The sequence below is a fragment of the Streptomyces sp. NRRL WC-3742 genome, from assembly GCF_000720635.1.
Classification (GTDB): domain Bacteria; phylum Actinomycetota; class Actinomycetes; order Streptomycetales; family Streptomycetaceae; genus Kitasatospora.
Genome location: NZ_JOCF01000024.1, coordinates 26,672 through 51,905, shown reverse-complemented (window position 1 = coordinate 51,905; position 25,234 = coordinate 26,672). Strand labels below are relative to the sequence as shown.

Here is a 25,234-nt window from a genome sequence, read left to right as displayed (position 1 = left end):
GTGCCTAGCATGGAAGGACCGGGGGAGACCGAGGGAGACCACCGGGGGGAGACCAGGGGGCAGACCACCCAGGGGTAGCGATGACCCAGGCAACGGCAACCGTCGACACGGCCGACGAGGCCCGCAACTTCTTCCAGACCAACGGCTCCGCAGGGCCGATCCTCGTCCTCGCCCCCGACGTCCTCCAGCAGATCCAGGACGCCGAAGCGGCAGGCGGATTCGAGGGCGGCATGTCCGGCAAGGACGGCACCTCCCAGGAAGGCAATCCGGGCCCCAACACCAGCAGCGCCAACGAACTCCCGCCACTCGACTTCGATATCAGCGGCGCCGTGAGCAGCGAGGGAATCCTCCGCTTCGCCGAGGGCGTCGCCGAAGTGGCCCACACCGTCGCCGAGGCCGCCCACTGGATCGCCGAACGCGGCATCACCCCGATCCTGATCGTCCCGCGCGAGGAACTGAAGAAGCTCGTTCTCGGCCCCACCCCCGACGAAGCCTGACGCCCTCACAGCCGTCGGGGCCGTCGGGTCTGACGCTGTCAGCGCCGACTCGCCGACCACACCGGCCTGGAGGCGCTGTACGTCCCGAAGCCGGCGCGCGCCCTGGAGTCGGCCCGCGTGATCGAGCGGACCCGTGATCCCCGCGACCCGCGCGCCGTACACCCTCGTCACCCAGCGCGCCAACGCGGAACTCGCCGCCCTCGGCTCCCTCGGGGCCTGACCCCGCAGCGGGCATATCGGACGATTCTCCCAGGCTGGGGGCGGGCCAGGGTTGGTTCGGTGCACGGCCGTTGAGCTGGTAATCTTCTCTTCGTCGCGAGGGAATCAACCCCCTCGCCAGGCGTCAGCGGTGCTACCAGAGCACGCCCTACTTTCAGTAGGGAGAGTCCGTGCAACCCGGGCCTGGCGCTCCACGTACGAATGAGGTCCGGTGCCCCGAGGGGCACCGGACCTCATTCGCGTCCCGGGGTGAACACCCGCGCGCCATCCGCTTGCTGGGCATGTTCCCCGCCGTTCCCCACCGTCCACCCCCCACTCGCCCGGTACGGATCACCCCGATCGGCGCGCGGGCGGTGTTCTCACGCGTGCTGTGGCGTGGTGTGCAGTCCTTCGAGGAGCGTGGCCAGGTAGCGGTGTGCGGTGTCGATCCGGTCGGCGGGTGTGCCGCCGTGGACGTTGACGGCGTAGGCGACGCCGCACATGAGCGGGACGAGGTCGGCGGCGGCCAGGTCGCGTCGGACCGCTCCGGCATCGCGAGCCCGGTCGAGGAGTGCGGTGCCGACCGACCGAAGCGTCTGCTTGAGTTCCGTGGTGCGCGGCAGGGTGTCGGTGGCTGCCGCCGTGACCGGGGCGAGGGACGCGTCGGTGACCTGCGCTTCGACGGTGCGGAACAGGAAACCTTCGAGGGCGCGCCAGGGGTCGGTGCCGGTCAGAGCCTGCTGGCCGTGGGCGGCCAGGGCTTCCAGACAGGGAGTGGCGACGGTCTCCAGCAGCGCCTCGGGGGTGGCGAAGTGCCGGTAGACGGTGCCGACTCCGAGCCCGGCGCGGCCGGCCACGTCGTTCAGCTGCAGGGGTGTGCCCTGGTTGACCAGGTCACGGGCGACCGCGACGATCCGGTCCCAGTTGCGGGCCGCGTCCTTGCGCAGGGGCATCGTCATGGGGAACATGCTAACCGGATTCTCCATCCGGATGATGCCGCCGACCGCACCGCCGACAGCACCGCCGACAGCACCCGCACCTCCTGGCGGGTCAGGTGGTGGCGAGAGGTGCGTGCCGTTCACTGAGCCGGCGCACGTCCCGGACGACGCGGGGGTCGGTCGCTGCGCGCAGCGGCGTCACCGGGCGCGCCTGGGCCCCGATGACGATGCCGGTCCGGTCCGCCAAGGCTTCGTCGATGGCGGCGACGATCGAGGGCCGGGCAGCCACGGACGCCGGACCCGAGGTGGAGCGTTCGAACCTGCGGCGCACCAGGGGCCACAGCAGTCGCAGGGCCGGTGAGACGATCTTCGGGTCGGTCATGGTGCCGTTGGTCATGTCGGTCGCGGCGCCTCCCGGGTCGGCGGCGAAGACGGAGACGGCCGTGCCCTTCAGCCGGTTCGCCAGGTCGAGCGTGTAGGCGAGGTTGGCGAGCTTGGCGCGGCCGTACCAGTGGAAGCCGTAGTAGCCGCCGGGCGGCTCGACGGCGTCGAAAGCCCGCTTCGCGAGCCCGACCGCGCCCGAGGTCACGTTCACGATCCTGCTCGGCGCCCCGCCCGTCAGCGTGGGCAGCAGCAGCTCCGTCAGCAGGTACGGCGAGAGGTGGTTGACGACGAACGACGCTTCGACGCCGTCCAGGGTCTGGCGCTGCGGGAACATCGCTCCGACGTTGTTGACCAGCACGGTCAGCGGGTCGCCGGAGGCGGCGTGCTCAGCGGCGATCCGGTCGGCGAGCGCGCGCACCTCGTCGAGCGAGCCGAGGTCGGCGGGCAGGAACCGTCCGGGACGCGCCGGGTTCGTCGCGTTGATTCGGTCGACCGCCCGGGCACCGCGGTCGGCGTTGCGTCCGACCACGGTGACCGAGAACCCGGCGTCGGCCAGTCCCAGGGCCGTCTCCAGCCCGATGCCGGCCGTCCCCGCTGTGACCACAGCTGTCTTCGCCATGTGTACCTCCACCCAGACATTCGGATAGTTCATCCGCTTGCTGGGACGGTAGCACGCAATCGGATGAACTATCCGCTTAGGGATGCCGGGCGCCATGAAGCCGCGCCGATCCGAGCACGGGGCCTCCCTGGCGCCTTGGGGTGAACACCCGCGCGCCATAAGCTTGTTGAGCTCTCCTCCCGCCGTTCCCCACCACCCACCCCCCACCCTCGCCCTCGCCGCGCCGCGCGCCCAGGCGGCGCGCCCCCCGACGGTTGGTAGCCCCGGCCGCCCACTCGCTGGGCGGCCGGGGTCTGGGTGTCAGCGGGTGGAGAGCGGAGTGTCAGACGACGCCGTACATGCCGGAGCGGACGATGGGTGACTACTTGCCGAAGTCTGTGCCAGGGCGAGCCTTCTCACTCAGGATGAGAGGGGAGTGCTCCGGACCGACGAGTCCGCCCCGATGCCTAGGCCCAATGCCAGTGACTTTAGGTTGCTGCTGGCTGGGTGCGATTTCCTTGGGGTGGATGGGGGCCACGTTTCCGCCGGGATTGGGCACCGGCGGATTTTCGGTGAGTTTTGGAACCAGCCGCTTTCGGAGCAACGGGGGGCAGTGGGCCGTTTGGCCGACACGCTGTGCTCGTTGATCACGGTCCAGGTCAGGGAGTGCACAGGTCGAGGAGGTGTTGTTCGAGAGGATCCGCAGGGCCCGCCCGCCACCGCCCCTGGGAGTCGCCCTGAGGGCGAGCGGTGGTCACCGAACGAAGTCAACCCGGATCCCGCACTCACCGCTGCACGTCCGGCGGCCCTGTGCCAGCCTTACCGGGACCCTTCCGTGCATGCGTTGCCGGGGCCGCTTTCGCTCCAGCGCCTGCCGAAGCGAAAGGGAGGAGATGACCCGTCATGATCCAGATAACCGTCACCGGTTCCAGCGACCCTGCGAGCCTCCGGACCACGGCGTTTCCACCCACCGGCCGACCTCTCGGCGCCGTCGGACTCGGCTGCGCCGGGCTCAGCAAGTGGATGTACGACCGCCCCCGCCCCGACGACGAATCCGCGGCCGTCCTCCTGCGCACCGCACTCGACCACGGGGTCACCCTGTTCGACACCGCCGGCGTGTACGGCGAGGGGCACAACGAGACGCTCATCGGGCGCGCACTGTCCGACTGCCGGAACGAGGTCTTCCTCGCCACGAAGGTCGGACTGGTCGTCGATGACCTCGAATCCTTCACCCTGCACAACGACGGCAGCCCGGCCCACCTGCGCAAGGCCCTGGACGAGAGCCTGAGACGGCTGCGCACGGAAACCGTGGACCTGTGCTACCTGCACCGGATCGACCCCGACGTCCCCCTGGAGGACAGCTGGGCCACGCTCGCCGAGCTGGTCCGGGACGGCAAGATCCGCCATCTGGGCCTCTCCGAGGTCTCCGTTCTCGACGCCGAGCGCGCCCACCGGATCCACCCGGTCGCCGCGATCCAGTCCGAGCTCTCGCTCTGGGCCCGGCAGGCGCTCGGCCACGAACCGCGCGCGGGGACGTCGTACCGCGAGAGCATCGTCGGCTGGTGTGCCGACCACCGCGCCGCGTTCGTCCCCTACGCGCCGCTGGGGCGGGGCTTCCTCGCCGGGGCCATCAGCCCGGCCACTTTCTTCGGACCGGGCGACCTGCGGTCCCGGCTCCCCCGGTTCACCCCACATGCCCGCGCGGCCAACCAACGGATCGTCACCGTCCTGGAGCGAGTCGCACAGCGGCACCGAGCCAGCCCGGCACAGGTCGCCCTAGCCTGGATCCTCGCCCAGGGCGAGCACGTGATCCCGATCCCCAGCACCACCCGCACCCGGCACCTGGAGGACAATCTCCACGCCGCCACCCTGAACCTCACCCCACGCGACCTCGCCGACATCGACGGCGCACCCCCAGCCGCCGAGGACCAGTACTGACGACTACAGGTTGGCAACGTCACCCGATCAGTGGCTCTCGTTCTCATCGGAAATCGCGAAGCAGTGTCGAGTACCTCCGCGTCACGGATGGCCCAACTCTGGTGCTGACTGCCATCGAAGACGTGGTGCCCATATGACCCGAAGAAATCACTGGGTGATTGTGACCGTTGTCGGTCGTTGTGGTGGCCAGTTGCGGTGTTGGGCGCGTTTAAGGGAGCACCAGGGAGCGTCGAAGTTCCACGCACGCCCGTCGCGGTCGCACTCCATGCTCGATTGGCAGGAGGACGAGCACGTCTACCAGGCCGAGGTCACCGACTACGTGACCCATCCGGTCATCTCGCCGGATCGGGCAGACCTCGCTCACGACCCCGGCCTACCGGACGAATGGTGGAGCAGCCTGCGCCAGGCCCTGGGTCGGCTCGGCCAGGCACAAGGCGTCCGAACCACTATCCGGCCCGAGTGGATCGAGCGGGCCTTCCCACAGTTCCTTGGCGTTCCTGCGCCGGAGGAGGTCGAGAGGGTCACCGGTCATGCCGATCTGCACTGGGGCAACCTGACGGCGCCGCTCACCCTGCTCGACTGGGAGCGCTGGGGGTTGGTGCCCGTCGGCTACGACCCCGGTCTGCTCCACGCCAACAGTCTGCTCGTCCCCGAGGTGGCCACCCGGCTCCGGTCGGAGTTCGCGTCGGTACTGGACAGCCCCGCCGGCCGAATCGGAGAGTTGGTCGCCCTGGCCGAGATGCTGCAAGCCGTCGCCCGAGGCTGGTACCCCGAGCTGGCCCCTCTGCTGGCCGACCACGCAGCCGAGCTGACCGGCGTCCGGCCGCCCACCAGCGCGAATCCCGTACTCACCGGGTGACCGCACCGGTGCCGGCTCGCCCGCCTGCGCAACCTTGCCCGAACCCGCTTGGACCAGGTGGGACAGGGCTGATCAGCCGGACTTTGTCATTCCGCCGAGGGGAGTGCGCCGTGCCGATACCTTGCGATGACTGATCCGCCAGCCGTCCGCAGTGCGCACGACGGTGTCGTCGTAGGAGACGGAACCGCAGGAGCCGTCCGCCTTGATGCCCAGACCCTTCGATCGGACCTGCACCTGGCCGTCTGCCGACGCCGTTACGACGATGTTGGTGACGTGATGCGCGACGGGGTTGGCGGCTCCCAGCGCGTATGCCGCTTCTCTGATGGCCGCGACCCCGGACAACGACTCCTGGCCGAAGTCGGTGAGGTCATAGACAACATCGGACGTGAACAGCTCCTCCAACCGGTCGAGGCTTCCGTCGTCAACAAGGTGACCATGCAACGAGACCAGTTCGGTGATGGCCAAGCGATCTTCAAGAGTGAGTGGCACACGCGCCCTCTCCGGCTTGGAGCAGAAGGGCCAAGCCGAGCATCGATCCGTCAGCAGCACGGCACCACACCTCTGAACACCGCAATGAGTTCGAGAAGCGTACAGCGGGAGAAGAGCCGTGCCCCCGCGATCCTCCCTTGCCGCCGTTCAGTCCGCCACCGACTTGTACACCCGTGCCCTGCCACCGTCAGTCGAGGCCCACGTGCGAGGGCGTGAGCGAGTGGCCGAGGATCAGAAGTGCTGACGATCGATCAGCATCCTGCGGGAGTTCTGAACTCCCTTGGGGAGTTTGTCCGGTGAGAACCACCGGGCCTCCAGGATCTCGAACGGGTCCACCGAGATCCGGCCGCTGACGAACAGCGCTTCGAAGGCCGCTGCCGGATTCCCCTACCGGCGGCTGCGAGTCGCCTCCGAGCCGCTCTCGGAGTACCGACGGATGGCGGTCGAGTTGGCCGACCCGGCGGAACGTCTCCGGTGGCTTCCGTGTGGAGGTTCGCGGTGTTCGGCCAGCGGGTACGTCGGTGCTCCAGCCATTCCAGCAGCAGCTTCAGGGCGAGCCCCGCGACCCACTTTCACATGGCGATGGCCGGATACGAACACGGCGTCGGGTCGCGCTACCAGCGCTTCCTCGCCGAGACCGCCGGAGTCGGCGCCGGCACACTGCACGACCTCATCGTCATCACGATGATCAGCGGCGACCTGTCCTGTCTGACCTCCTGGCTCGACCAGCGCCATGGGCGCGGCGCGTTCCGCCGCATGTTCCGATCGCCGAACTACACCGGTCCTGACTACGACGAGTAGCAACTCGCCGACAGCTTCGACTCCCCCGCTGAATGCCCATGCCTCGGCCGCCCATTCGGTGGGCGGCCGACGCTGGTCGCCGTTTCGCCGCGCGCCGCCGAGGCGGGTGGGGGTGGATGGTGGGGAACGACGGTGAACCTGCGCAACAAGCGGATGGCGCGCGGGTGTTCACTCACACCGCTTCCACAAGGAACGGAACCATCATGACCGGGTCGTCCGCAGCCCGTTTCGGTGGGTGGTCGTACGCCGGTGCGGAAGCGGCGGGTGGTGCCTTCGGCGACCCTTGACGGCCTCGGTCTCCTGTCCCAGATCCGGGCGCAAAGGAGGCGTCTCAGCTCTCGGCGGGGGCGGCGGGCTGGTCTGCTTGCCGGGAATCGGATCGCCATCAACGGGGTTGGCGGGGGAAAACCGTTATCGGAGGGCCAGTGCGAGCGATTCAGGTGTACGAAGTGGGCGGTCCCGAGGTGCTGCGGGAGGCCGAGGTGGACCAGCCGCGGCCGGGTCCGGGCGAGGCGGTCGTGGAGGTCGCCGCGTCCGGGGTCAACTTCCTCGACGTCTACTACCGTGAAGGCCGGTACAGCCTCCCGCTGCCCTTCACCCCGGGCTCTGAGGGCGCCGGCACGGTCGTCGAAGTTGGACCCGGCGTCGCTGACGTCGCAGTCGGGGACCGGGTCGGTTGGGTGGAGATTCCCGGGTCGTATGCCGAGCGGGCTGTCGTGGACTCCTCCCGGCTGGTGCCGCTGCCCGACGACATCGACTTCGAGACGGCCGCCGCCGTGCTCCTCCAAGGCATGACCGCGCACTATCTCGTCAGGGACGCCTACCCGGTTCAGGCGGGCGACACGGTGCTCGTGCATGCGGCTGCCGGTGGCATGGGGCTGCTTCTGACCCAGCTCATCACCCATCTCGGCGGCAGGGTGATCGGCACGACGTCGACCACGGCGAAGGCCGAGCTGGCGAAGCGTGCCGGGGCCGCCGAGGTGATCCTCTCCTCCGCGGTCGACGATCTCGCAGCCGAGGTGAGGCGGCTCAACGGCGGTCAGGGACTGCCGGTTGTCTTCGACGGCGTCGGCGCGCACACCTTCGATGCGAGCCTCGCCAGCCTGCGAACCCGCGGCCATCTCGTGCTCTTCGGCGCGGCAAGTGGTGCCGTGCCTCCGTTCGATCCGATCCGGCTCGCCCAGGGCGGTTCGCTGACCCTGATCCGGCCCAGCCTCGGGGACTACATCGCCGATCGGTCCGAACTGCTCCGACGGGCCGCCGACGTGTTCGAGTGGGTTCGCTCCAAGGCGCTCGAGGTCTCCGTAACGGGCCGCTACGCATTGTCCGAGGCCGCCCGGGCCCACAGCGATCTGGAGGCTCGGCGTACCACCGGCAAGCTGCTCCTGATACCCGATGCGGCCGCTGTCGGACGCCGCGAGGAGACGCAGAGCTGATCGCGGGTGACGAGGTCGGGGATCTTGAAGACCGAGATGTCGAGGGCATGGCCGACCGCCATCGCCAAGATCCCCGACAGCGTCAGGCACGGGCTCCCCATGGGTGCTGACCTGAGATGCGGCGGCCGAGAAACCCGCAGGCCATAGGCCCAGTACGGACGCTAGGATCAAAGTCGCGTTTCGTAGTGGGGGGCAGACGTGGAAGCCGAGAACGTCGTCGAGCAGGACAACGAGCAGGGCACCGGCCCGGTCAAGGACCGAGCAGGAGTCAAGGTTGCGGTCGCAGCGGCGCTGCTCTGTGCCATCCTGGCCGGGCTGTGGGGGACGGGACAGTTCGACAGCCCGTCTGATCAGGCCGAGACGGCCAAGCCGGTTGCCTGCGAAGCGCCCCGGCCGACCGACGCTCAGGGGTACGCGGCCGTCTGCGCCGCGCTGAACCGGCCCGACCTGCCCGCGCTGCTGGGCACGCCGACCGACCATGTCGTGGTCGCGCACCCGATGCCGATGGCGATCGGGAAGGAGCCGATGGTGGAGGTACGCCTCCAGCACGTTGCGGTCGCCCTGATGGAAAGCACCTTCTCGGTCGACGACAGGTTCGAGATGCGGCCTGGTCTCACGGCGCAGGCGACCGTCCTCGGCCACCCCGCCGCGACCTATTCGAGCAGCACGATTGCCTTCGTTCCCGCGAAGAACGGGAAGGCCGACACCAAGCCCGGGCCCGACACCCGGAACATCCTCGTCGCTCAGGACGCCAAGGCTTCCGGCGGCCGGACGTTCGAGCTCGTCGTCTCCCGGGAGGACGGTACGGACATCGGCGACCCGACCCTGAACCGGCTCGCCGAAACCCTGTTGCCGACCCTCCCGGGCTGGGTCGCCTCGTAGCCCCGACTCCCGCGCGACCACCGGTGGCATGTGAGTTCGACAGTCTCATCGCCAACCTGGAGCGGATCTGGGTGGGTGTGTGTCGGTGGCCATCGGGTAGGCGGCCAGGACCTGGAGGTTTCGCTGGTGCGGAGCGGGGTCTCAGATTGGGCCGAACTCGCTGGCGCGGATGGCGGTGACGAAGGACTGCCAGGCGTCGGCGGGGAAGGTGAGGGATGGGCCGCTGGGGTCCTTGCTGTCTCGTACTGGCATGAGACCGGGGAACCCGTCGGCGACCTCGATGCACTGTCCTTCCTGGGCGCTGTAGCTACTCTTGCGCCATGCGGCCTGAGCCAGGTCATTCATGCTCAAAACTCCTCCGAACTCGCCCCATGAACTCTCGAGTTGCTGCTCGGGACAACGCCTCGACCTGCAGTTGATCGTACTCGCCGTCCCACTCGGCCAGGGGGTCTGGGTCGCGCTGGAGGAAGCCCCTGCCTTGAATCTCACCGTATCCGACACGTGCTCTGTTCGGCATGGTCAGCAAGGTGATGGGGTGGGCGAATGGGCGGTCTTCTCCGAGGGAGAACGGGCTTACCTGGATGACGAACTGAGGGTGGAGGCTCAGTTCTTCCAGGTGCTTGAGCTGCTCCACCATGACATCGCGTCCGCCGATCGCGCGATGCAGGCATCCCTCGTCTATGACCGCGTGGACTCGGGGACCTGGGTGCCGGTGGAGTTGCTGCTGTCGGTGTAGCAGCATCGTCAGCCGTTCTTCGGCCTGCTGCTGAGTTGCTCGCCCTCGGCGGACTCGTGCCTCCTGATAGGCCCTGGCGTAGGCGGGAGTTTGGAAGAGGCTCGGAATGATGTTGATCTCGAACAGCCGCAGGGCCACCGCGCTGGCCTCGCTGCGCAGGTAGTCGCTGAACCCCTCGAACAGAACGCGGCGCCCAGCGTTTCGCCACTCCCGCTCGAAACGCTCTGGTGTCTCGAATGCCACATCAAGTCTTCTAGAGAAACGCTCAGTCGGAGGCTTGCGACCAGTTTCGATGGCGGACACATGTACGGCTGAGTACCCGGTGAGTGTCGCCAGGTGCTCTTGGGTCCAGCCTCGTGCCTCTCTGAGCTCGCGAACCTTCGCCCCGAACTTGGCGGCTGGCGAGGAATCCGGATCAAGTTCCTTGCGGTTCATGATCGTTAGACCCGTTCCTTCCTTTGTGCAAGGTTGAAGGCGGGTTGACTATAAACCACAGTTGGCAGCCCTGGGTAGTCATCGAACTACGGAGCGGAGCTGCTTCGATGGTGCGCAAGAAGAGGTCGACTGAGTCGCCCTACCTGCCGCAGGTTGGGGAGCTGGTCAAGGATGTGATGGCCGACAAAGAGGTCGTCTACATGGACACGCGGGGCGGGCTCGCCTACGTGCGGCCTGTCGGCGGCGGGATCGAGTGGACGGTCGATCCCGCCGCTCTCCAGCCACTCCCGGACGGGCCGACGTTGGCCTTCGTCGTCATCCCGGCGAAGTCGCGTATTGGCGGTATCGAGTGAATCGCCGGTCTGATGTGCTGGTCGCGACGGGCGTCATCGGGGTGCTGAGCGGGGGAGCGGCGGCGGCCGCGTTCTGGGTGCTTTCCGGGCCCGCGGATCTTCCTCTGTGCCTGGTGGCGTTCGGGGCCGTCCTCAACTCGGGTGTCATCGCGTCCGAGCCGATCCTCCGGCGGCGGTTCGACCGGAGCCTCCGATGAGCAGCCCTCCTGCCCGCCCCTGCGGCTCGGTGGTCGACCTCATAGGGGATGCCAACGAGGCCGGGAGAACCTGGAACTGCCCGACCTGCTGCCGGTGGGGCGTCGCCTGGTCGGCCTCCTATCTCGCGAAGCAGCCCTTCGAGGAGCCCCTGGTCGTCCTCGGGCGCCGATTCCGCCCCCGTTCCCACCCTGCAGGTGACGCGTGATGTGGCTCCTCGCCTGGCTGGTCCTCCGGCTCAGTCCCACACGGCGCCGGGCGATCGCCGACGAGCACTACCTCCGCGAGGTGTGCCGCGAAGCCGCCTGGGAGGCGTTCCGCGCCGAGCTGGCCCACGAGGCGGACCGGCTCGAACGGGCCATGGCCTCCCGCCGCCGGCCCCGGTCGACGCGGCCGCCGAACCGGGGCGGGTAGCTGATGCCCCGTTCGAAGCATGGGCGTTGAGCTGGTATTCTTTTCCTCGTCGCCAGGAGGAAATCTCCTGGCCAGGCGTCAGCGGTGCTACCAGAGCACGTCCTACTTTCAGTAGGAAGAGTCCGTGCAACCCGGGCCTGGCGCTCCACAGTCGAAGAGGTCCGGTACCCCCCAGGGTGCCGGACCTCTTCGCGTTGCCATCAGCCCCTGCGCGGCCCAGCCCGGGGGCGGGCACCCGCAGGGAGGCGGGTGGGAGGCGGGTGGGGGGACGGGGGGGAACCTCTTCTCCGAACCGGACGATGCGCGGGTGCCCACCCTCCCGGCTCGAGGTGCGCCCGCCCGTACCCGGTGTGAGAGTGGGGGCAGCCCCGAAATCCGATACATCCCGTCCTCAGGAGGAGGGGTCATGGGCATTTTCGACCGGTTCCGCCACAAGGCGCAGGAGACCGTCAACCCGTCCGAGCGGGCCGCGCTCGCGCACGACGAGGCCGCCGACGCGTACAGCAACGACATCGAGCGCAGCCGCGACACCGCCGAGCAGAAGGAGCAGACCGAGGCGGACCGGCGCGCCGCCGAGAACATGACCGCCGAAGGCGATCCCTGGGACTAGACCCCCCTGGACCCCCCTGTACCCCCCTGGATCCCCGGGGATTCAACGGGCCCGCGGCGGCAGTGGAGGCCGCCGCAGGTCCGGCTTCGGCGTGTCCGCGGGCGGCGGTTCCGCGGCCGGGGTGTCCTCCAGCAGCTCCAGTGCCAGCTGTACGGCGGCGTGCAGCTCCGGGTGCCGCCCCCGCGCCCAGTCGCCGGGGCCGCGCAGCACGTGGACGTCCGGTTCCACGCCCCGGTTCTCCACCGACCACCCCAGCCCGCCGCCGAACCAGGAGGCGTTCTTCGGTACGGAGATCTGCGTGCCGTCCCCGAGGGTGTGCCGCCCGGTCATGCCGACGACGCCGCCCCAGGTGCGCGTGCCGATGACCGGTCCCAGCCCGAGCAGCTTGATCGCGGCGATGACCACGTCCCCGTCCGAGCTGGTGGCCTCGTCGGCGAGCGCGACCAGCGGGCCCCGCAGCGCGTGCCGGGGCCAGCGGACGGGCTGCCGGTCGCGGGTGAAGTCCCAGGCGAGGACGGACCGGGTCAGCTTCTCCAGCACCAGCTCGGAGACGTTTCCTCCCGCGTTGCCCCGCACGTCCAGTACCAGGGCGGGCTTGTCGAGTTCGCGCCGCAGGTCCCGGTTGAACTGGGCCCAGCCGGAGCCGCCGAGGTCGGGGATGTGCAGGTAGCCGCATCGGCCGTCGCTGAACTCCCGTACGAGGTGGCGCCGTTTGGCGACCCAGTCCTGGTAGCGGATGGGCCGCTCGTCCGTGAGCGGGGTGATGGTGACCCGCCGCAGCGCGCCGTCCGGGCCGGTGCGCAGGGCGAGTTCGACGGTCGTGCCGCCGGTGCCGGCGAGCAGCGGTCCGGGGCCGAGGCGGGCGTCCACCGGGTGGCCGCCGATCTCGACGATCTCGTCGCCGTCGTGGACGCCCTGGGTGGCGAGCGGGGCGCGGGCGCGCGGGTCGGAGGACTCGCCGGGTAGGACGCGGTCGACGAGCCAGCGGCCGTCGGGGACGCGGTGGGCGTTGGCGCCGAGCAGGCCGAGGGGGTGGCTGCCGGAGGTGGGGCCCTCGGCGCGGCGGGAGGGGGTGACGTAGGCGTGCGAGGTGCCGAGTTCGCCGAGGAGTTCGCGCAGCAGGTCGGCGAAGTCGTCGGGGGTGCAGACGCGGTCGAGCAGGGGTTCGTACTGGGCGACGAGGGCGGGCCAGTCGAGGCCGGACATCCGCTCGTCCCAGAACTGGTCGCGGACGATGCGGGCGGCCTCGTGGTACGCCTGGCGCCATTCGGCGGCGGGGTGCACGGTGTGGACGATCCGGCGCAGGTCGACGGAGGTGCCGGCGCCGGGCGCCCCGATGGGGACGATCCGCAGGGTGCCGGCGGAGTAGACGGCGACGGACCCGCCGTCCCCGGAGACGGCGTAGCCGTCGAGCCGGTCGACGAGGGTGGTGCGGGTGCCCCGGGCGAGGTCGAAGTGTTCGAGGGAGGGGCGGCCGGAGGTGTCCTCGGGGTTGGCGAAGGTCTGGCCGAGGGTGCCGGCAATGGGCCAGCGCAGCCAGACGAGGCCCCCGCGCACGGCGTCGGTGGCGGAGTACTTGGACGCGATGACGGGGAAGGGCAGCAGCCGTTCGCCGATGTCCTCCGGGTCGACGTGGACGGTGCCGTCCCCGCCGCCGTCGCCGCGCGGGGCACCGTCCTCGGTGGCGGCGGCGAAGGGGGAGGGGGTGTCGGCGGCGAGGGGGACGAGGTAGGGGCGGCAGCCGACGGGGAAGGAGAGGTCCCCGGTGTGGACGTCGTGGACGGGGTCGAAGCCGCGCCAGGACAGGAAGGCCAGGTAGCGCCCGTCCCGGGTGAACACGGGCTGCTCGTCCTCGAAGCGGCCGTCGGTGACCTCGGTGATCGGCCCGGTCTCGTCCACGCGGGTCAGCCGGATGCGCCGCAGGGAGCGCCCGGCGACGGGCTGGGACCAGGCGAGCCAGCGCGAGTCGGGGGAGAAGCGTGCGCTGCCGACGGGCCCGTAGCCGGAGGAGGCGACCTCCCGTACGGCGCCGTCCCCGGCGGCGACGAGCAGTAGCCGCCCGTCGGAGGCGACGGCGGCGAGGTGCGCGCCGTCGGGGGAGGCGGTCAGTTCGATGACGCGGCCGAGCCGGCCGGCGGCGAGCATCCGGCGGTGGTGCGCGGGTGAGTCGTGTCCCGGCAGCGGCACGACCTCGATCGCGTCGGCGCCCTCGGCGTCGGTGATCCAGGCGGCCTCGCCGGTGTGCCCGAGGATCACGGGCAGCCGGGTGCGCACGCCGGGGGTGTCGGCGAGGGCGCGGGCCGGGCCGTCCTGGTGGGTGAGCCAGTACTGGCTGCCGCGCACGGTGATCACCCCGGCCCGGCCGGTCTGGTCGCAGGCGAGGTCCTTGACCTGGGAGGCGGCGCCGACCCGGTACGGGCGGCGGCCGGCCCGGGCGCCGCCGAGGGGGACGTGCAGCCGGCGCGGGGCGGGGGCGTCGAGGCCGTCGAGGAGCCAGAGGTCGCCGGCGTGCTGGTAGACGACGCGGGTGCCGTCGGTGGAGGCGTGCCGGGCGTAGTAGGAGGCGTGGTCGGTGTGGCGGCGCAGGTCGGTGCCGTCGGGGCGGCAGGAGTAGAGGTTGCCGATGCCCTCGTGGTCGGAGAGGAAGGCGATGCGGCCGGAGACGACCATGGGCGCGGCGAGGTGGCCGGGGTGGTCGGGCAGGATCCGGGTGCCGTCGACCCAGAGCCGGCCGGTGGCGCCGCCGCGGTAGCGCTTCCAGGCGGCGGGTTCGTGGGGGGCGGTGCCGGTGAGCAGGACGGTGTGGTCGCGGGCGAGTTGGGCGTCGCCGACCGGGCCCCAGGGCATCCGGTGGCCGGGGGAGCCGTCGGGCGGCAGGGAGTGCGCCCAGGTGTAGTGGGCGAAGGGCTCGTGGTAGGAGGTGACGGCCAGGACCTCGCCGTCGGGGAGCCAGCCGCGCACCCGGGTGTCCTGGCTGCCCCAGTGGCTCAACCTGGATGATTCGCCGCCCTCGACGGGGGCGGTCCAGACCTCGGGGGTGGGGCCGAGCCAGCTGGTCCAGGCGAGGGTGGCGCCGTCGGGGGAGAAGCGGGGGTGGGCGACGCGGGTGCGGTCGCAGGTGACGCGCCAGGCCCGGCCGGTGCCCGTGGAGGAGCCGTCGAGCGGGGCGAGCCAGACGTCGTCCTCGGCCGTGAAGGCGATGAGGCTTCCGTGCAGGTGGGGGTGGCGGAGGTAGCCGGGCGCGGTCACCCCTCCATCCTTCGACGGGGTGTCACCACCGGCAACCGGGGCGCCGCGCCGAGGGGCCGTAACCGGTCTGGACCATTGACACCGTACTGTCGCATCCACTTCAGTGGTCTAGTCCAACTTGGGTGCCAGGCCGGGCCGTTCCCCCCACTGGCGCGTGCTCCGGCGTGCCCTCGGACGTCCCCCACGACCGCGCCACCGCAGGAGCGCCCCCATGCGCAGAACCCCACCGAACATCAGCCCGAAGAGCCGCCCGAAGAACCGCCGCGCCGCGATCGCCGCCGGCACCGCCTCCGCCGTCGCCGCGGCCACCCTGGCCGGCGTCACCCTGGGCCTGGCCCCCGCCGCCTCGGCCGGGGAGTTCCTGGTCAACGGCGGTTTCGAGTCCGGCTCGCTCGGCCCCTGGAGCTGCACCGGCAACAACGGCAGCGTCGTCACCGGCCCGGTGCACGGCGGCGGCCACGCCCTGGCCGGCGCCGCGAGCGGCAGCGACACCGCCCAGTGCTCCCAGACCGTCACCGTCGCCCCCGGCACGACCTACACGCTCAGCGCGTACGTCAACGGCAGCTACGTCTACCTCGGCGTCGACGGCGGCGGCCCCAGCACCTGGACGCCCGGCACCGGCGGCGCGTACCAGAAGCTCAGCGTCAGCTTCACCACGGGCGCCAACCAGACCAGCGCCACCGTCTACACCCACGGCTGGTACGGCCAGGGCACCTACTACGCGGACGACGTCTCCCTGGACGGCCCGGGCGCGCCGAGCCCGTCCCCGACGCCGACCGCCACCGCCTCCCCGACCGCCACCGCCTCCCCGACGGCGACGGCCTCCCCGACGGCCACCGCGACCGGCAGCCCGACCGCGACGGCCACCCCGACCGGTACGCCCACCGGCACGCCCACGGGCACCCCCACCGGCAACCCCGGCGGCCACTCCCTGGTCGGCTACCTGCACGCCAGCTTCGCCAACGGCGCCGGCTACACCCGGATGGCCGACGTCCCCGACTCCTGGGACATCATCGACCTCTCCTTCGGCGAGCCCACCTCCGTCACCTCCGGCGACATCCGCTTCAACCGCTGCTCGGCCACCGAGTGCCCGACCGTCGAGTCCGACGCCGACTTCAAGGCGGCCATCGCCGCCAAGCGCGCCCAGGGCAAGAAGGTCCTGATCTCGATCGGCGGCCAGAACGGCCAGGTCCAGCTCACCACCGCCGCCGCCCGGGACACCTTCGTCAGCTCCGTCTCGGCGATCATCGACAAGTGGGGCCTGGACGGCCTCGACATCGACTTCGAGGGCCACTCGCTGTCCCTCAACACCGGCGACAACGACTTCAAGAACCCGACCAGCCCGGTCATCGTCAACCTGATCTCGGCGCTGAAGACCCTCAAGGCCAAGTACGGCCAGGGCTTCGTGCTGACCATGGCGCCGGAGACCTTCTTCGTCCAGCTCGGCTACCAGTACTACGGCTCCGGCCCCTGGGGCGGCCAGGACCCGCGCGCCGGGGCGTACCTGCCGGTCATCCACGCGCTGCGCGACGACCTCACCCTGTTGCACGTCCAGGACTACAACTCCGGCTCCATCACGGGCCTGGACGGCCAGTACCACTCGATGGGCGGCGCCGACTTCCATGTCGCGATGACGGACATGCTGCTCAAGGGCTTCCCGGTCGCGGGCAACACCAACAACGTGTTCCCGCCGCTGCCCGCCTCCAAGGTCGCCATCGGCATGCCGGCCACCACCAACGCGGGCAACGGCTACGTCGCCCCGGCCGAGGTGAACAAGGCGCTGGACTGCCTCACCAAGCTGGCCAACTGCGGCTCGTACACGCCGCGTTCGGGCGCGCAGCCGAACCTGCGCGGGCTGATGACCTGGTCGGTCAACTGGGACCGGTTCGGCGGGCAGGAGTTCTCCAAGAACTTCAACGCCTACTTCGGTCGGTGACGTCGAGAGGCCGTGCCCGGACCACGAGGTCCGGGCACGGCCTCAACCCGCCTACTTCAGCAGCAGGTTGTTGGCCACCAGCTCCTCCACCAGCCCGGCCGGAGCCGTCGCCACCGAGCCCGAGGAGTAGGGCGGCCGCGGGTCGTACTCGATGACCAGCTGGATCGCCTGCGCCGCCCGCTCCCCGGCGATCAGGCCGGTGAGGGTGAGCGCCAGGTCGATCCCGGCCGAAACCCCGGCCGCCGTCGCGTACTTGCCGTCGACGACGATCCGCTCCGTCCCGGTCGGCTCCGCGCCGAAGCCGGTCAGCGCGTCCAGGCAGCCCCAGTGCGAGGTGGCCCGGCGCCCGCCCAGCAGCCCGGCGGCGCCCAGGATCAGCGAGCCGGAGCACACCGAGGTCGTCCAGGTGCTGGTCGCGTCCACCGCGCGCACCCACTCCAGCACCGCCTGGTCGCCGAGCTGCTCCGCCGTCCCGGGCCCGCCGGGCACCAGCAGGACATCGGCCGAGGTCACCTCCTCCAGCGAGGCGTCGGCGGTCAGGGCGAGGCTCGCCATGTCGGTGCGCACCGGCCCGCGCCGGGCGGCGGTGAACACCACCTCGGCGCCGGGGATGCGGGAGAGCACCTCGTACGGGCCGACCGCGTCCAGCGCGGTGAAGTTCTCGTACAGCAGGACGGCGATGCGCATCAGTGACCTCCATCGGAAACAGGGACAGCAGGGACGGCAAGGGCAGCAGGGGCGGCGGGGCGGAAGCGGCGCCGGTACTCGGCGGGCGGGGCGGCCAGGGCCCGGACGAAGGCGCGCCGCATCGCCTCCGGGGTGCCGTAGCCGCAGGAGCGCGCGATCTCCTCGACGCCCTCGTCGGTGTCCTCCAGCCGGCGGCGGGCGGCCTCCAGCCTGATCCCGTGCACGTACCGGCCCGGGGTCACGCCCACCTCGGCGGCGAAGGCCCGGGCGAAGTGCCGGGGCGACAGCGCCGCGCGGCGGGCCAGCTCCTCCACCGACAGGTCGGCCTCGGGGTGCTCGGCGATCCACCGCTGCAGCTCGCGCAGCGGCTGCCGCGCGGCCACCTGGGCGGCCAGCTGGGTGCTGAACTGGGCCTGGTTGCCGGGCCGGCGCAGGAACACCACCAGGTGCCGGGCGACCAGCAGCGCGGCCTCCCGCCCGAGGTCCTCCTCGACCAGGGCCAGCGCCAGGTCGATCCCGGCGGTGACCCCGGCCGAGGTGGCCACGTTCCCGTCCCGGACGTGGATCGGCTCCGGGTCCACCTCGACCTGCGGGAACCGCTCGGCCAGCGCCTCGCAGTACGCCCAGTGCGTGGTCGCCCGCCGCCCGTCCAGCAGCCCGGCCTCGGCGAGCAGGAAGGCCCCGGTGCACACCGACACCACCCGTTCGGCCCGCCCCGCCAGCTCCCGTACGGCGGCCACCAGCGCCGGGTGCCGCCCCTCCACGACCTCCCCGCCGGGGACGAGCAGGGTGTGCACGGGCCCGGCCTCGGCCAGGTCCGCGTCCGGCAGCAGCCGCAGCCCGCTGGAGGTGCGCACGGCCGCGCCGCCGAGCGAGGCGGTGGTCACCCGGTACGCGCCGGGCCGGCGGGCGGCGGCGCCCGCACCCGTGAACACCTCCAGGGGCCCGGTGACGTCCAGGCTCTGCACGCCCTCGTACAGGACCAGGACCACGCTGCGCGCTCTCATGGAGCCAGACTGTCACCGGCCCCGGAGGCCTTCCGGCTGTCTGTGCGCCGCCAGGGACTCGAACCCCGGACCCGCTGATTAAGAGTCAGCTGCTCTAACCAACTGAGCTAGCGGCGCCTGCTGACCTGGAGAACATTACCTGGTCAGCGGCCGAAACACACAATCGGCCCGGAACCCGCCCCCCGGCGAGGTTTAGAACGTCAGAACCACCTTGCCCCGCACGTGCCCCGTCCCCACCAGCCGGTGCGCCTCGGCGGCCCGCTCCATCGGCAGCGCCTCGGCGACCTCCACCCGCAGCCCGCCCGCCTCCCACAGCTCGACCAGCCGGGTGAGCCGCTCGGCCGTACGGTCGGTGCGCACCGCGTGCACCCCGTGCTTCGTGGCGCCCTCGAAGTCGACGAGGGTGCCGATCCGCGCCCGGTCGGCGACCAGCTCGAGCGAGGCTTCCAGCGCCCCGCGCCCGGCGGCGTCCAGGGCCGCGTCCACACCCTGCGGCGCCACCGCCCGGACGCGCTCGACCAGCCCCTCCCCGTACGTGACCGGGATCGCGCCCAGCTCCCGCAGGTAGGCGTGGTTGCGCTCGCTCGCGGTGGCGACCACCGTGGCGCCCAGGCCCCGGGCGAGCTGCACGGCGATGGTGCCCACCCCGCCGGAGGCGCCGTGCACCAGCACGGTGTCGCCGGGGCCGACCCCGAGCACCGAGAGCGCGGTGTGCGCCGTCTGGCCGGAGGCGGAGAAGGCACCGGCCTGCTCCCAGGGCATCGCGGCGGGCTTGGCGGCCAGCTGGCCCGCGTCCACCACGACCAGCTCGGCCTGGGCGGTCAGCGTGCGGAAGCCGATCACCTCGTCCCCGGCCTGCCAGCCCTCGACGCCCGGGCCCGTCCGGTCGACCACCCCGGCGAACTCGTTGCCGAGGACGGCCGGCAGGGCGAGGACGACGCCGGGCGGGCTGTACCCGCCCCGCACGGCCAGGTCCACCGGCTGCACCCCGGCGGCGTGGACCCGCACCCGCACCTCGCCCGGCCCGGGCTCCGGGTCGGGCAGCTCGGCGATCCGCAGGACCTCGGGACCGCCGAACTCCGGCACGACGACAGCCTTCATGGGGAACTCCTCCGCTCAGAAGCAGGACTCGAACGATCCCGATCCTCGAACCTGAAGTCCGCTTGAGGTCAAGCCGCTGTTCGGCGTGTCGCCATCGATGGGCACATTGTCGGATTTATCCTGGGCGGCGCTCAGCCGTCCGTCGCCGTCCGTCGTCCGTCGCCGGTCGTCCGTCATCGGCCGTCCGTCGTCGGTCCGTCGTCGAGAGGAACCTCCCCGTGGGCCAGCTGCCCCTGTTCTTCCTGGTGCTGCTCGCCTCCGTGGTGACCATGCCGCTCGCCCGCCGGACGGGGGTGCCGCAACCCGTCCTGATGACCCTGCTCGGCATCGTCATGGCGCTCGTGCCGCAGATCCCGGACGTCAGCATCGAGCCCGAGCTGATCCTCCCGCTGGTCCTGCCGCCGCTGATCTTCGCCGTCGCCCGGCGCTCCTCGGTGCGCTACTTCAAGGCCAACGCCCGCTCGATCCTGCTGCTGGCCGTCGCCCTGGTGGTGGTCACTACCGTCGCGGTGGCCGGCACCGTCCACTGGCTGCTGCCCGCCCTGCCGCTCGCCGCCGCCATCGCCGTCGGCGCGCTCGTCTCCCCGCCCGACCCGGTGGCCGCCGTCGCCGTGGCCGGCAGCGTCGGGCTGCCCCGGCGCCTGGTCGCGATCCTGGAGAGCGAGGGCCTGTTCAACGACGTCACCGCGATCGTCATCTACTCCCTGGCCATCGAGGCCGTGGTCAGCGGCGACTTCTCGGTCGGCCACGCCGTGCTGCGCTTCGTGCTCTCCGCCGTCGTCGCCGTCGTGGTCGGCGTGGTGCTCGGCTGGGTCAACACCAAGCTCGCCGAACGGCTGGAGGACCCGACCCAGCAGGTCGCGCTCAACCTGCTGGTGCCCTTCGCCGCCTACACCATCGCCGAGGAGATCCACGGCTCCGGCGTGCTCGCCGTCGTGATCTGCGCCCTCTACCTCGCCGAACGGGCCTCCGACGCCGACGCCGTCTCCTACCGGCTCGTCGGCAACGCCTTCTGGGAGGTCGTCGAGATCCTCATCACCGGCGTCGCCTTCGGCCTGATCGGCCTGGAACTGGCCACCGTCCTCAAGGAGGCCGGCCGGGGCTGGACCGGCTTCATCGGCGACGCCGCCGTGGTCATCGCCGTGGTCGTGGTCGTCCGGCTGCTCTGGCTGCTGCCCGCCGGCTGGCTCTCCAAGAAGCTGCGCAGCGGGGACGAGGAGGACACCCCCTTCAGCTGGAAGGAGAGCGTGATCCTCTGGTGGTCCGGCATGCGCGGCGTGGCCACCGTCGCCCTGGCCCTCGCCATCCCGCTCACCCTGCACTCCGGCGAGGACTTCCCCGAGCGCGGCCGGCTGGTCTTCATCGCCTTCAGCGTCGTCCTGTTCACCCTGCTGGTACAGGGCCTGACGCTGCCCTGGCTGGCCAAGCGCTTCCAGCTGGACATCGACCAGGACGCCCACGAACAGGCCGTACGGCAGCTGTGGTGGCGCGCGGCCAAGGCCGGGCTCCAGCGGCTCGGCGAACTGGAGGAGCAGGACCGGCTGCCCTCCGAGGTCGCCGACCGCCTGCGGGACCGTCAGCACGACCGCCTCGCCCGGCTCTGCCCGGAGAACTACGCCGAGGAGGAGGCGTCCGAGGCGAAGCAGCGCCTCGCCCAGTGGCGGGCCGCCCGTGACGTCGAGCAGGAGATGATCGCCGCCTCCCGCCGCGAGATGCTCGTCGCCCGCAGCGAGGCCGGAGCCGACCCGGAGATGGTCGACCACGTCCTACGGGGGCTCGACCTGCGCTCGGAGCGGAAGTGACGGTTCGGCAGCCCCTGGCCTGAGCCGAAAGCCACGGCCTGACGCCTCGGCCGTGGTCGGCCGGAATGTGCGGGGCGGCCGCCCGGGTTGCATAGGGTGAACCCGGGCAGGCCGTCAACGGAGTCGGCGCAGCACCCCGGTCACCGCTCGACCTCGCACTGGCCTTCACTGTCGGGGGCTCACCGCCTGGCCCTGCCGGTACCCATCTATCTGCATCCGGATGAATCGAGGACCCCCGATGTCGGAGACCCGCGCCGACGCCCGCACCCCGCTCGACCGCACCCCCCAGTGGGCCGCGCTCGGCAAGCACCGGGCCGAGCTCGGCGACACCCACCTGCGCGACCTGTTCGCCGCCGACCCCGAGCGCGGCCGCCGCCGGACGCTCCAGGTCGGCGACCTGCACGTGGACTTCTCCAAGAACCTGGTCACCGACGAGACCCTGGCCCTGCTGCGCGACCTCGCCGCCGCCACCGGCGTCGCCGAGCTGCGCGACGCCATGTTCCGTGGCGAGAAGATCAACGTCACCGAGCACCGCGCCGTCCTGCACACCGCCCTGCGCGCCCCGCGCGGCGCCGTGGTCGAGGTCGACGGCGAGAACGTGGTGCCCGAGGTGCACGCCGTCCTGGACAAGATGGCCGCCTTCTCCGACCGGGTCCGCAGCGGCGAGTGGACGGGCTTCACCGGCAAGCCGATCCGCACCGTCGTGAACATCGGCATCGGCGGCTCCGACCTCGGCCCCGCGATGGCCTACGAGGTGCTCCGCTCGTACGCGAAGCGCGATCTCGACGTCCGCTTCGTCTCCAACGTGGACGGCGCCGACCTGCACGAGGCGGTCCGCGACCTCGACCCGGCCGAGACGCTGTTCATCGTCGCCTCGAAGACCTTCACCACCATCGAGACGATCACCAACGCCGTCTCCGCCCGCGACTGGCTGCTGACGGGCCTCGGCGCAGGCAACGAGGCGGTGGCCAAGCACTTCGTGGCGCTGTCCACCAACGCCCAGGGCGTGCAGGACTTCGGCATCGACACGGCCAACATGTTCGAGTTCTGGGACTGGGTCGGAGGCCGCTACTCCTACGACTCGGCGATCGGCCTCTCGCTGATGATCGCCATCGGCCCGGACGCCTTCCGCGAGATGCTGGACGGCTTCCACCTGGTCGACGAGCACTTCCGCACCGCCCCGGCGGAGGAGAACGTCCCGCTGCTGCTCGGCCTGCTGGGCGTCTGGTACGGCGCGTTCTTCGACGCGCAGGCGCACGCGGTGCTGCCGTACTCGCACTACCTGTCCAAGTTCACCGCCTACCTGCAGCAGCTGGACATGGAGTCCAACGGCAAGTCGGTGACGCGCGACGGCACCCCCGTCGACTGGCAGACCGGCCCGGTGGTCTGGGGCACCCCCGGCACCAACGGTCAGCACGCTTACTACCAGCTGCTGCACCAGGGCACCAAGGTGATCCCGGCCGACTTCATCGGCTTCGCGAAGCCCGTGGCGGACCTGCTGCCGGGCCTGGTCGCCCAGCACGACCTGCTGCTGGCCAACTTCTTCGCCCAGACCCAGGCGCTGGCCTTCGGCAAGACCCCGGAGGAGGTCGCCGCCGAGGGCGTGCCCGCCGAGCTGGTGCCGCACAAGACCTTCCAGGGCAACCACCCGACCACCACGATCCTGGCCGGGGAGCTGACCCCCTCGGTGCTGGGCCAGCTGGTCGCGCTGTACGAGCACAAGGTGTTCGTCCAGGGCGCGATCTGGAACATCGACTCCTTCGACCAGTGGGGCGTCGAGCTGGGCAAGGTGCTCGCCAAGCGGATCGAGCCGGTGCTGCTCACCGGCGAGGGCGCCGAGCAGCTGGACAGCTCCACCGCCGAGCTGGTCGCCCGCTACCGCGCGCTGCGCGGCCGCTGAGGCCCGTCCGGGCCTTCCGGCTGTCTGTGCGCCGCCAGGGACTCGAACCCCGGACCCGCTGATTAAGAGTCAGCTGCTCTAACCAACTGAGCTAGCGGCGCCTGCTGACAGGGAAGACTCTAGCAGCGCCCGGCGGCCGGGCCAAAATCGAATACCGGTCGCCCCCCGTTCACCTCCCGGACAGGACCGCAGGGTCGGCGGCCAGGGGCGCGGCCGGCTCCCGCGCGGCCCGGACGCAGGCCCAGAGGGTGACCGAGGCGCCGGGCAGCCGGGGCTCGCGCTCCTCGGGGGCGACGATCCACCGCCCGGAGCCCTGCCCGGGAGAGGCGGGCCCGTGCACCATCCGCTGGACGGGCGGGACGGTGACCGCGTCGCCCTTGCCGTGGCAGAGCAGCGGCGGCACGTCCCGGGCCCACTCCTCCCAGGCCAGCAGCCGCCGCAGCCTGGGCGCCGCGCCGGGCTGGACGAACAGCAGGGTCCGGCCCCGGTACGTCGCCACCGGGCCGCAGCCCGGGCCGGAGGCCCACAGTTCGTCCAGCACCCGGCGGCCGAACAGGCCCGGCATGCTGATCACGTCGAAGGCCCGCCCGCAGGGCAGCACCGTGGGCGCCCAGGGGCGGGTCTCCCACAGCGCGCGCATGCTGCGCGGGTACTCGCTGGCGGAGGCGAGCCACGCCTCGCCGGCCACGGTGACGTACTCCACCGACTGATGCGTCCAGCTGTCCACGGTGTCCACGCCCAGCAGCGTGCTCGGTGCGCGGCGGCGGTGGGGCGGAAAGCGCGGTTCGCCGGACAGGGGGACGGGCGATCGCGTACCCTCCGCCAGCGGCATATGCCAGAGGCGTGCGGTTCGGAGCGCGCTCTAGCTCTCGTGGCGGCGCGGCTGGAGCAGTCCCCGGCCGTACTCGATCATCTTGGCGGCGTAGTCCGGGGTCCAGTCCGCGCGCTCGGCGATCTCGGCGTCCGCCAGCGCGTCGAAGCGGCGCGGGTCGGCGAGCTGGGCGGCGGCGACCGCCTGGAAGTCCGTGGCCCGCTCGGCGGCCGCCCGGAAGGCCAGGGCGAGCTCGGTGGAGCGGCGCAGCAGTTCGGCCGGGTCGTCGATCGACTCCAGGTCGAAGAATCGTTCCGGCTCGGGCTCGGTGGCCTGCGGCTCGAACAGCAGCTCCACCGGACGCAATCGCCTGGTGGGCTCGGTCGACTCTGCACGGGAGTCGGGCATGGGACGGACACCTCCGGGTCTGAGGGTGGAGTGGGCGGGGACGTGCTCCGGGCATGCCCGCCCGGTCGTGGCCGCCGTCCATTGTCGCTCGGGAACGGCCGGTAACGGAACGGTGCGCGTGCGGGCGCTATTCCCCGGCGCGCGCCGGGGGAGTGCTCCGAGCGCCGCGCATGCGCCGCGCATCTGGATCGCATGCGAACCCGTTGTCGTGGATGCATCCCGCCACTCGTACCCCCGGGGAGACCTCGTGCCCGTACGGAAGATCCTGCCCCTCGGCGTCCTGCCCCTGGGCGTCCTGCTCAGCGCCGCCGCCCTCGTTCCCGCCACGGCGGCGCCGGCCGTCGCCGCCGAGACCGCCCTGGTGGTGGAGGGCCCGGTGAGCGCCCCCGGGGGCTGGTCGCAGGCCGCCTGCCCGAGCGGCACCCACCTGACCGGAGGCGGGTACCAGCTGCCCTCCGGCACGTCCGACACCGTCGTCCACAACGCCCCCTCGCCGGACGGGCGCAGCTGGGTGGTCCGGGCCGACCGGGCCCGGATCAAGGCGTTCGCCGTCTGCGAGACCGAGTAGCC

General features: G+C 71.4%; 26 protein-coding genes, 2 tRNA genes and 1 pseudogene. 16 read left to right on the top strand and 13 right to left on the bottom strand.

The window, feature by feature from the left end; translation table 11 throughout:
• Positions 1–80 precede the first annotated feature (80 nt).
• Positions 81–497: a hypothetical protein gene (locus IH61_RS0115400; protein WP_031069906.1), complete on the top strand. Its 417-nt coding sequence runs from the start codon at positions 81–83 to the stop codon at positions 495–497.
• Between the two features lie 39 nt (positions 498–536).
• Positions 537–656 (top strand): annotated as a pseudogene (locus tag IH61_RS48500) (MarR family transcriptional regulator); the annotation flags it as partial.
• A 419-nt stretch (positions 657–1,075) separates the two neighbouring features.
• On the opposite strand, the gene IH61_RS0115390 reads toward IH61_RS48500, so the two are convergent.
• Together IH61_RS0115390 and IH61_RS0115385 are read right to left on the bottom strand one after the other, a co-directional pair.
• The gene (locus IH61_RS0115390; protein ID WP_031069904.1) at positions 1,076–1,654 is read right to left on the bottom strand and encodes a TetR/AcrR family transcriptional regulator; all 579 of its coding nucleotides are present in this window, start codon (positions 1,652–1,654) and stop codon (positions 1,076–1,078) included.
• Positions 1,655–1,745: 91 nt separating this feature from the next.
• On the bottom strand, positions 1,746–2,636 hold the full coding sequence (locus tag IH61_RS0115385) for an SDR family NAD(P)-dependent oxidoreductase (protein ID WP_031069902.1): 891 nt from the start codon (positions 2,634–2,636) through the stop codon (positions 1,746–1,748).
• Positions 2,637–3,518: 882 nt separating this feature from the next.
• Here IH61_RS0115385 and IH61_RS0115380 point away from each other — a divergent pair.
• The gene (locus tag IH61_RS0115380) at positions 3,519–4,553 is read left to right on the top strand and encodes an aldo/keto reductase (RefSeq protein WP_051837122.1); all 1,035 of its coding nucleotides are present in this window, start codon (positions 3,519–3,521) and stop codon (positions 4,551–4,553) included.
• Between the two features lie 265 nt (positions 4,554–4,818).
• Positions 4,819–5,412: a hypothetical protein gene (locus IH61_RS0115375; protein WP_234327189.1), complete on the top strand. Its 594-nt coding sequence runs from the start codon at positions 4,819–4,821 to the stop codon at positions 5,410–5,412.
• Positions 5,413–5,484: 72 nt separating this feature from the next.
• Here IH61_RS0115375 and IH61_RS0115370 read toward each other — a convergent pair whose 3' ends face one another.
• A complete protein-coding gene (locus IH61_RS0115370; RefSeq protein WP_420713929.1) occupies positions 5,485–5,877 on the bottom strand; it encodes a nuclear transport factor 2 family protein in 393 nt (130 codons plus the stop codon).
• A 304-nt stretch (positions 5,878–6,181) separates the two neighbouring features.
• Here IH61_RS0115370 and IH61_RS50280 point away from each other — a divergent pair, with 304 nt between their 5' ends.
• The 4 genes from IH61_RS50280 (at position 6,182) to IH61_RS0115355 (ending at position 9,020) form a co-directional block, all read left to right on the top strand.
• Positions 6,182–6,589 (top strand): DUF6879 family protein, encoded by a 408-nt coding sequence (locus tag IH61_RS50280; protein ID WP_078911124.1) that lies wholly within the window; start codon positions 6,182–6,184, stop codon positions 6,587–6,589.
• Positions 6,478–6,702: a hypothetical protein gene (locus tag IH61_RS46960; RefSeq protein WP_158844996.1), complete on the top strand. Its 225-nt coding sequence runs from the start codon at positions 6,478–6,480 to the stop codon at positions 6,700–6,702. The genes IH61_RS50280 and IH61_RS46960 overlap by 112 nt, the downstream gene beginning before the upstream one ends.
• Before the next feature lie 425 nt (positions 6,703–7,127).
• Positions 7,128–8,138: a quinone oxidoreductase family protein gene (locus tag IH61_RS0115360; RefSeq protein ID WP_031069892.1), complete on the top strand. Its 1,011-nt coding sequence runs from the start codon at positions 7,128–7,130 to the stop codon at positions 8,136–8,138.
• 198 nt (positions 8,139–8,336) lie between these two features.
• Positions 8,337–9,020 carry a DUF6215 domain-containing protein gene (locus IH61_RS0115355; RefSeq protein WP_051837120.1) on the top strand — a complete coding sequence of 228 codons (684 nt, stop codon included), beginning with the start codon at positions 8,337–8,339 and terminating at the stop codon, positions 9,018–9,020.
• Positions 9,021–9,161: 141 nt separating this feature from the next.
• Here the strand turns inward: IH61_RS0115355 and IH61_RS0115350 are convergent, their stop codons facing one another.
• Together IH61_RS0115350 and IH61_RS44545 are read right to left on the bottom strand one after the other, a co-directional pair.
• Complete coding sequence (locus IH61_RS0115350; RefSeq protein WP_031069889.1) at positions 9,162–9,365, bottom strand: DUF397 domain-containing protein; 204 nt, start codon at positions 9,363–9,365, stop codon at positions 9,162–9,164.
• Positions 9,358–10,191, bottom strand: coding sequence for a helix-turn-helix domain-containing protein (locus IH61_RS44545; RefSeq protein WP_078911123.1), 834 nt, complete (start codon positions 10,189–10,191; stop codon positions 9,358–9,360). Before IH61_RS44545 ends, IH61_RS0115350 begins: the two co-directional genes overlap by 8 nt.
• A gap of 107 nt (positions 10,192–10,298) precedes the next feature.
• Between IH61_RS44545 and IH61_RS0115340 the strand changes: the two genes are divergently transcribed.
• The 4 genes from IH61_RS0115340 to IH61_RS0115325 all read left to right on the top strand — a co-directional run bounded on the left by IH61_RS0115340 (position 10,299) and on the right by IH61_RS0115325 (position 11,763).
• The gene (locus IH61_RS0115340) at positions 10,299–10,544 is read left to right on the top strand and encodes a hypothetical protein (protein ID WP_031069885.1); all 246 of its coding nucleotides are present in this window, start codon (positions 10,299–10,301) and stop codon (positions 10,542–10,544) included.
• Between the two features lie 193 nt (positions 10,545–10,737).
• Complete coding sequence (locus IH61_RS46955) at positions 10,738–10,947, top strand: hypothetical protein (RefSeq protein WP_158844993.1); 210 nt, start codon at positions 10,738–10,740, stop codon at positions 10,945–10,947.
• Positions 10,947–11,153: a hypothetical protein gene (locus IH61_RS0115330; protein WP_031069880.1), complete on the top strand. Its 207-nt coding sequence runs from the start codon at positions 10,947–10,949 to the stop codon at positions 11,151–11,153. Before IH61_RS46955 ends, IH61_RS0115330 begins: the two co-directional genes overlap by 1 nt.
• A gap of 406 nt (positions 11,154–11,559) precedes the next feature.
• Positions 11,560–11,763 carry a hypothetical protein gene (locus IH61_RS0115325; protein ID WP_031069878.1) on the top strand — a complete coding sequence of 68 codons (204 nt, stop codon included), beginning with the start codon at positions 11,560–11,562 and terminating at the stop codon, positions 11,761–11,763.
• Between the two features lie 42 nt (positions 11,764–11,805).
• On the opposite strand, the gene IH61_RS0115320 is transcribed toward IH61_RS0115325, so the two are convergent.
• On the bottom strand, positions 11,806–15,012 hold the full coding sequence (locus IH61_RS0115320) for a S41 family peptidase (protein WP_031069877.1): 3,207 nt from the start codon (positions 15,010–15,012) through the stop codon (positions 11,806–11,808).
• Positions 15,013–15,223: 211 nt separating this feature from the next.
• Between IH61_RS0115320 and IH61_RS0115315 the strand changes: the two genes are divergently transcribed.
• Entirely contained in the window at positions 15,224–16,948 is a 1,725-nt protein-coding gene (locus IH61_RS0115315) for a chitinase (protein WP_051837118.1), read from the top strand.
• A gap of 51 nt (positions 16,949–16,999) precedes the next feature.
• On the opposite strand, the gene IH61_RS0115310 is transcribed toward IH61_RS0115315, so the two are convergent.
• The 4 genes from IH61_RS0115310 to IH61_RS0115295 all read right to left on the bottom strand — a co-directional run bounded on the left by IH61_RS0115310 (position 17,000) and on the right by IH61_RS0115295 (position 19,743).
• On the bottom strand, positions 17,000–17,635 hold the full coding sequence (locus tag IH61_RS0115310) for a DJ-1/PfpI family protein (RefSeq protein ID WP_031069873.1): 636 nt from the start codon (positions 17,633–17,635) through the stop codon (positions 17,000–17,002).
• Positions 17,635–18,642, bottom strand: coding sequence for a GlxA family transcriptional regulator (locus tag IH61_RS0115305; RefSeq protein WP_031069871.1), 1,008 nt, complete (start codon positions 18,640–18,642; stop codon positions 17,635–17,637). The genes IH61_RS0115310 and IH61_RS0115305 overlap by 1 nt, the downstream gene beginning before the upstream one ends.
• Positions 18,643–18,685: 43 nt before the next feature.
• Positions 18,686–18,759, bottom strand: a tRNA-Lys gene (locus IH61_RS0115300).
• Positions 18,760–18,834: 75 nt separating this feature from the next.
• On the bottom strand, positions 18,835–19,743 hold the full coding sequence (locus tag IH61_RS0115295) for an NADP-dependent oxidoreductase (RefSeq protein WP_031069870.1): 909 nt from the start codon (positions 19,741–19,743) through the stop codon (positions 18,835–18,837).
• 218 nt (positions 19,744–19,961) lie between these two features.
• Here IH61_RS0115295 and IH61_RS0115290 point away from each other — a divergent pair, with 218 nt between their 5' ends.
• On the top strand, positions 19,962–21,545 hold the full coding sequence (locus IH61_RS0115290) for a Na+/H+ antiporter (RefSeq protein ID WP_031069868.1): 1,584 nt from the start codon (positions 19,962–19,964) through the stop codon (positions 21,543–21,545).
• A gap of 238 nt (positions 21,546–21,783) precedes the next feature.
• The gene (pgi, locus tag IH61_RS0115285) at positions 21,784–23,445 is read left to right on the top strand and encodes a glucose-6-phosphate isomerase (protein WP_031069866.1); all 1,662 of its coding nucleotides are present in this window, start codon (positions 21,784–21,786) and stop codon (positions 23,443–23,445) included.
• Between the two features lie 27 nt (positions 23,446–23,472).
• Here pgi and IH61_RS0115280 read toward each other — a convergent pair.
• From IH61_RS0115280 to IH61_RS0115270, 3 genes are all read right to left on the bottom strand, one after another.
• Positions 23,473–23,546 (bottom strand) — tRNA-Lys (locus tag IH61_RS0115280).
• Positions 23,547–23,614: 68 nt separating this feature from the next.
• Positions 23,615–24,277 (bottom strand): bifunctional DNA primase/polymerase, encoded by a 663-nt coding sequence (locus tag IH61_RS0115275; RefSeq protein WP_078911122.1) that lies wholly within the window; start codon positions 24,275–24,277, stop codon positions 23,615–23,617.
• A gap of 30 nt (positions 24,278–24,307) precedes the next feature.
• On the bottom strand, positions 24,308–24,664 hold the full coding sequence (locus tag IH61_RS0115270; protein WP_031069863.1) for a hypothetical protein: 357 nt from the start codon (positions 24,662–24,664) through the stop codon (positions 24,308–24,310).
• Between the two features lie 247 nt (positions 24,665–24,911).
• Between IH61_RS0115270 and IH61_RS0115265 the strand changes: the two genes are divergently transcribed.
• Positions 24,912–25,232, top strand: coding sequence for a hypothetical protein (locus IH61_RS0115265; RefSeq protein WP_051837116.1), 321 nt, complete (start codon positions 24,912–24,914; stop codon positions 25,230–25,232).
• Positions 25,233–25,234: the final 2 nt, after the last annotated feature.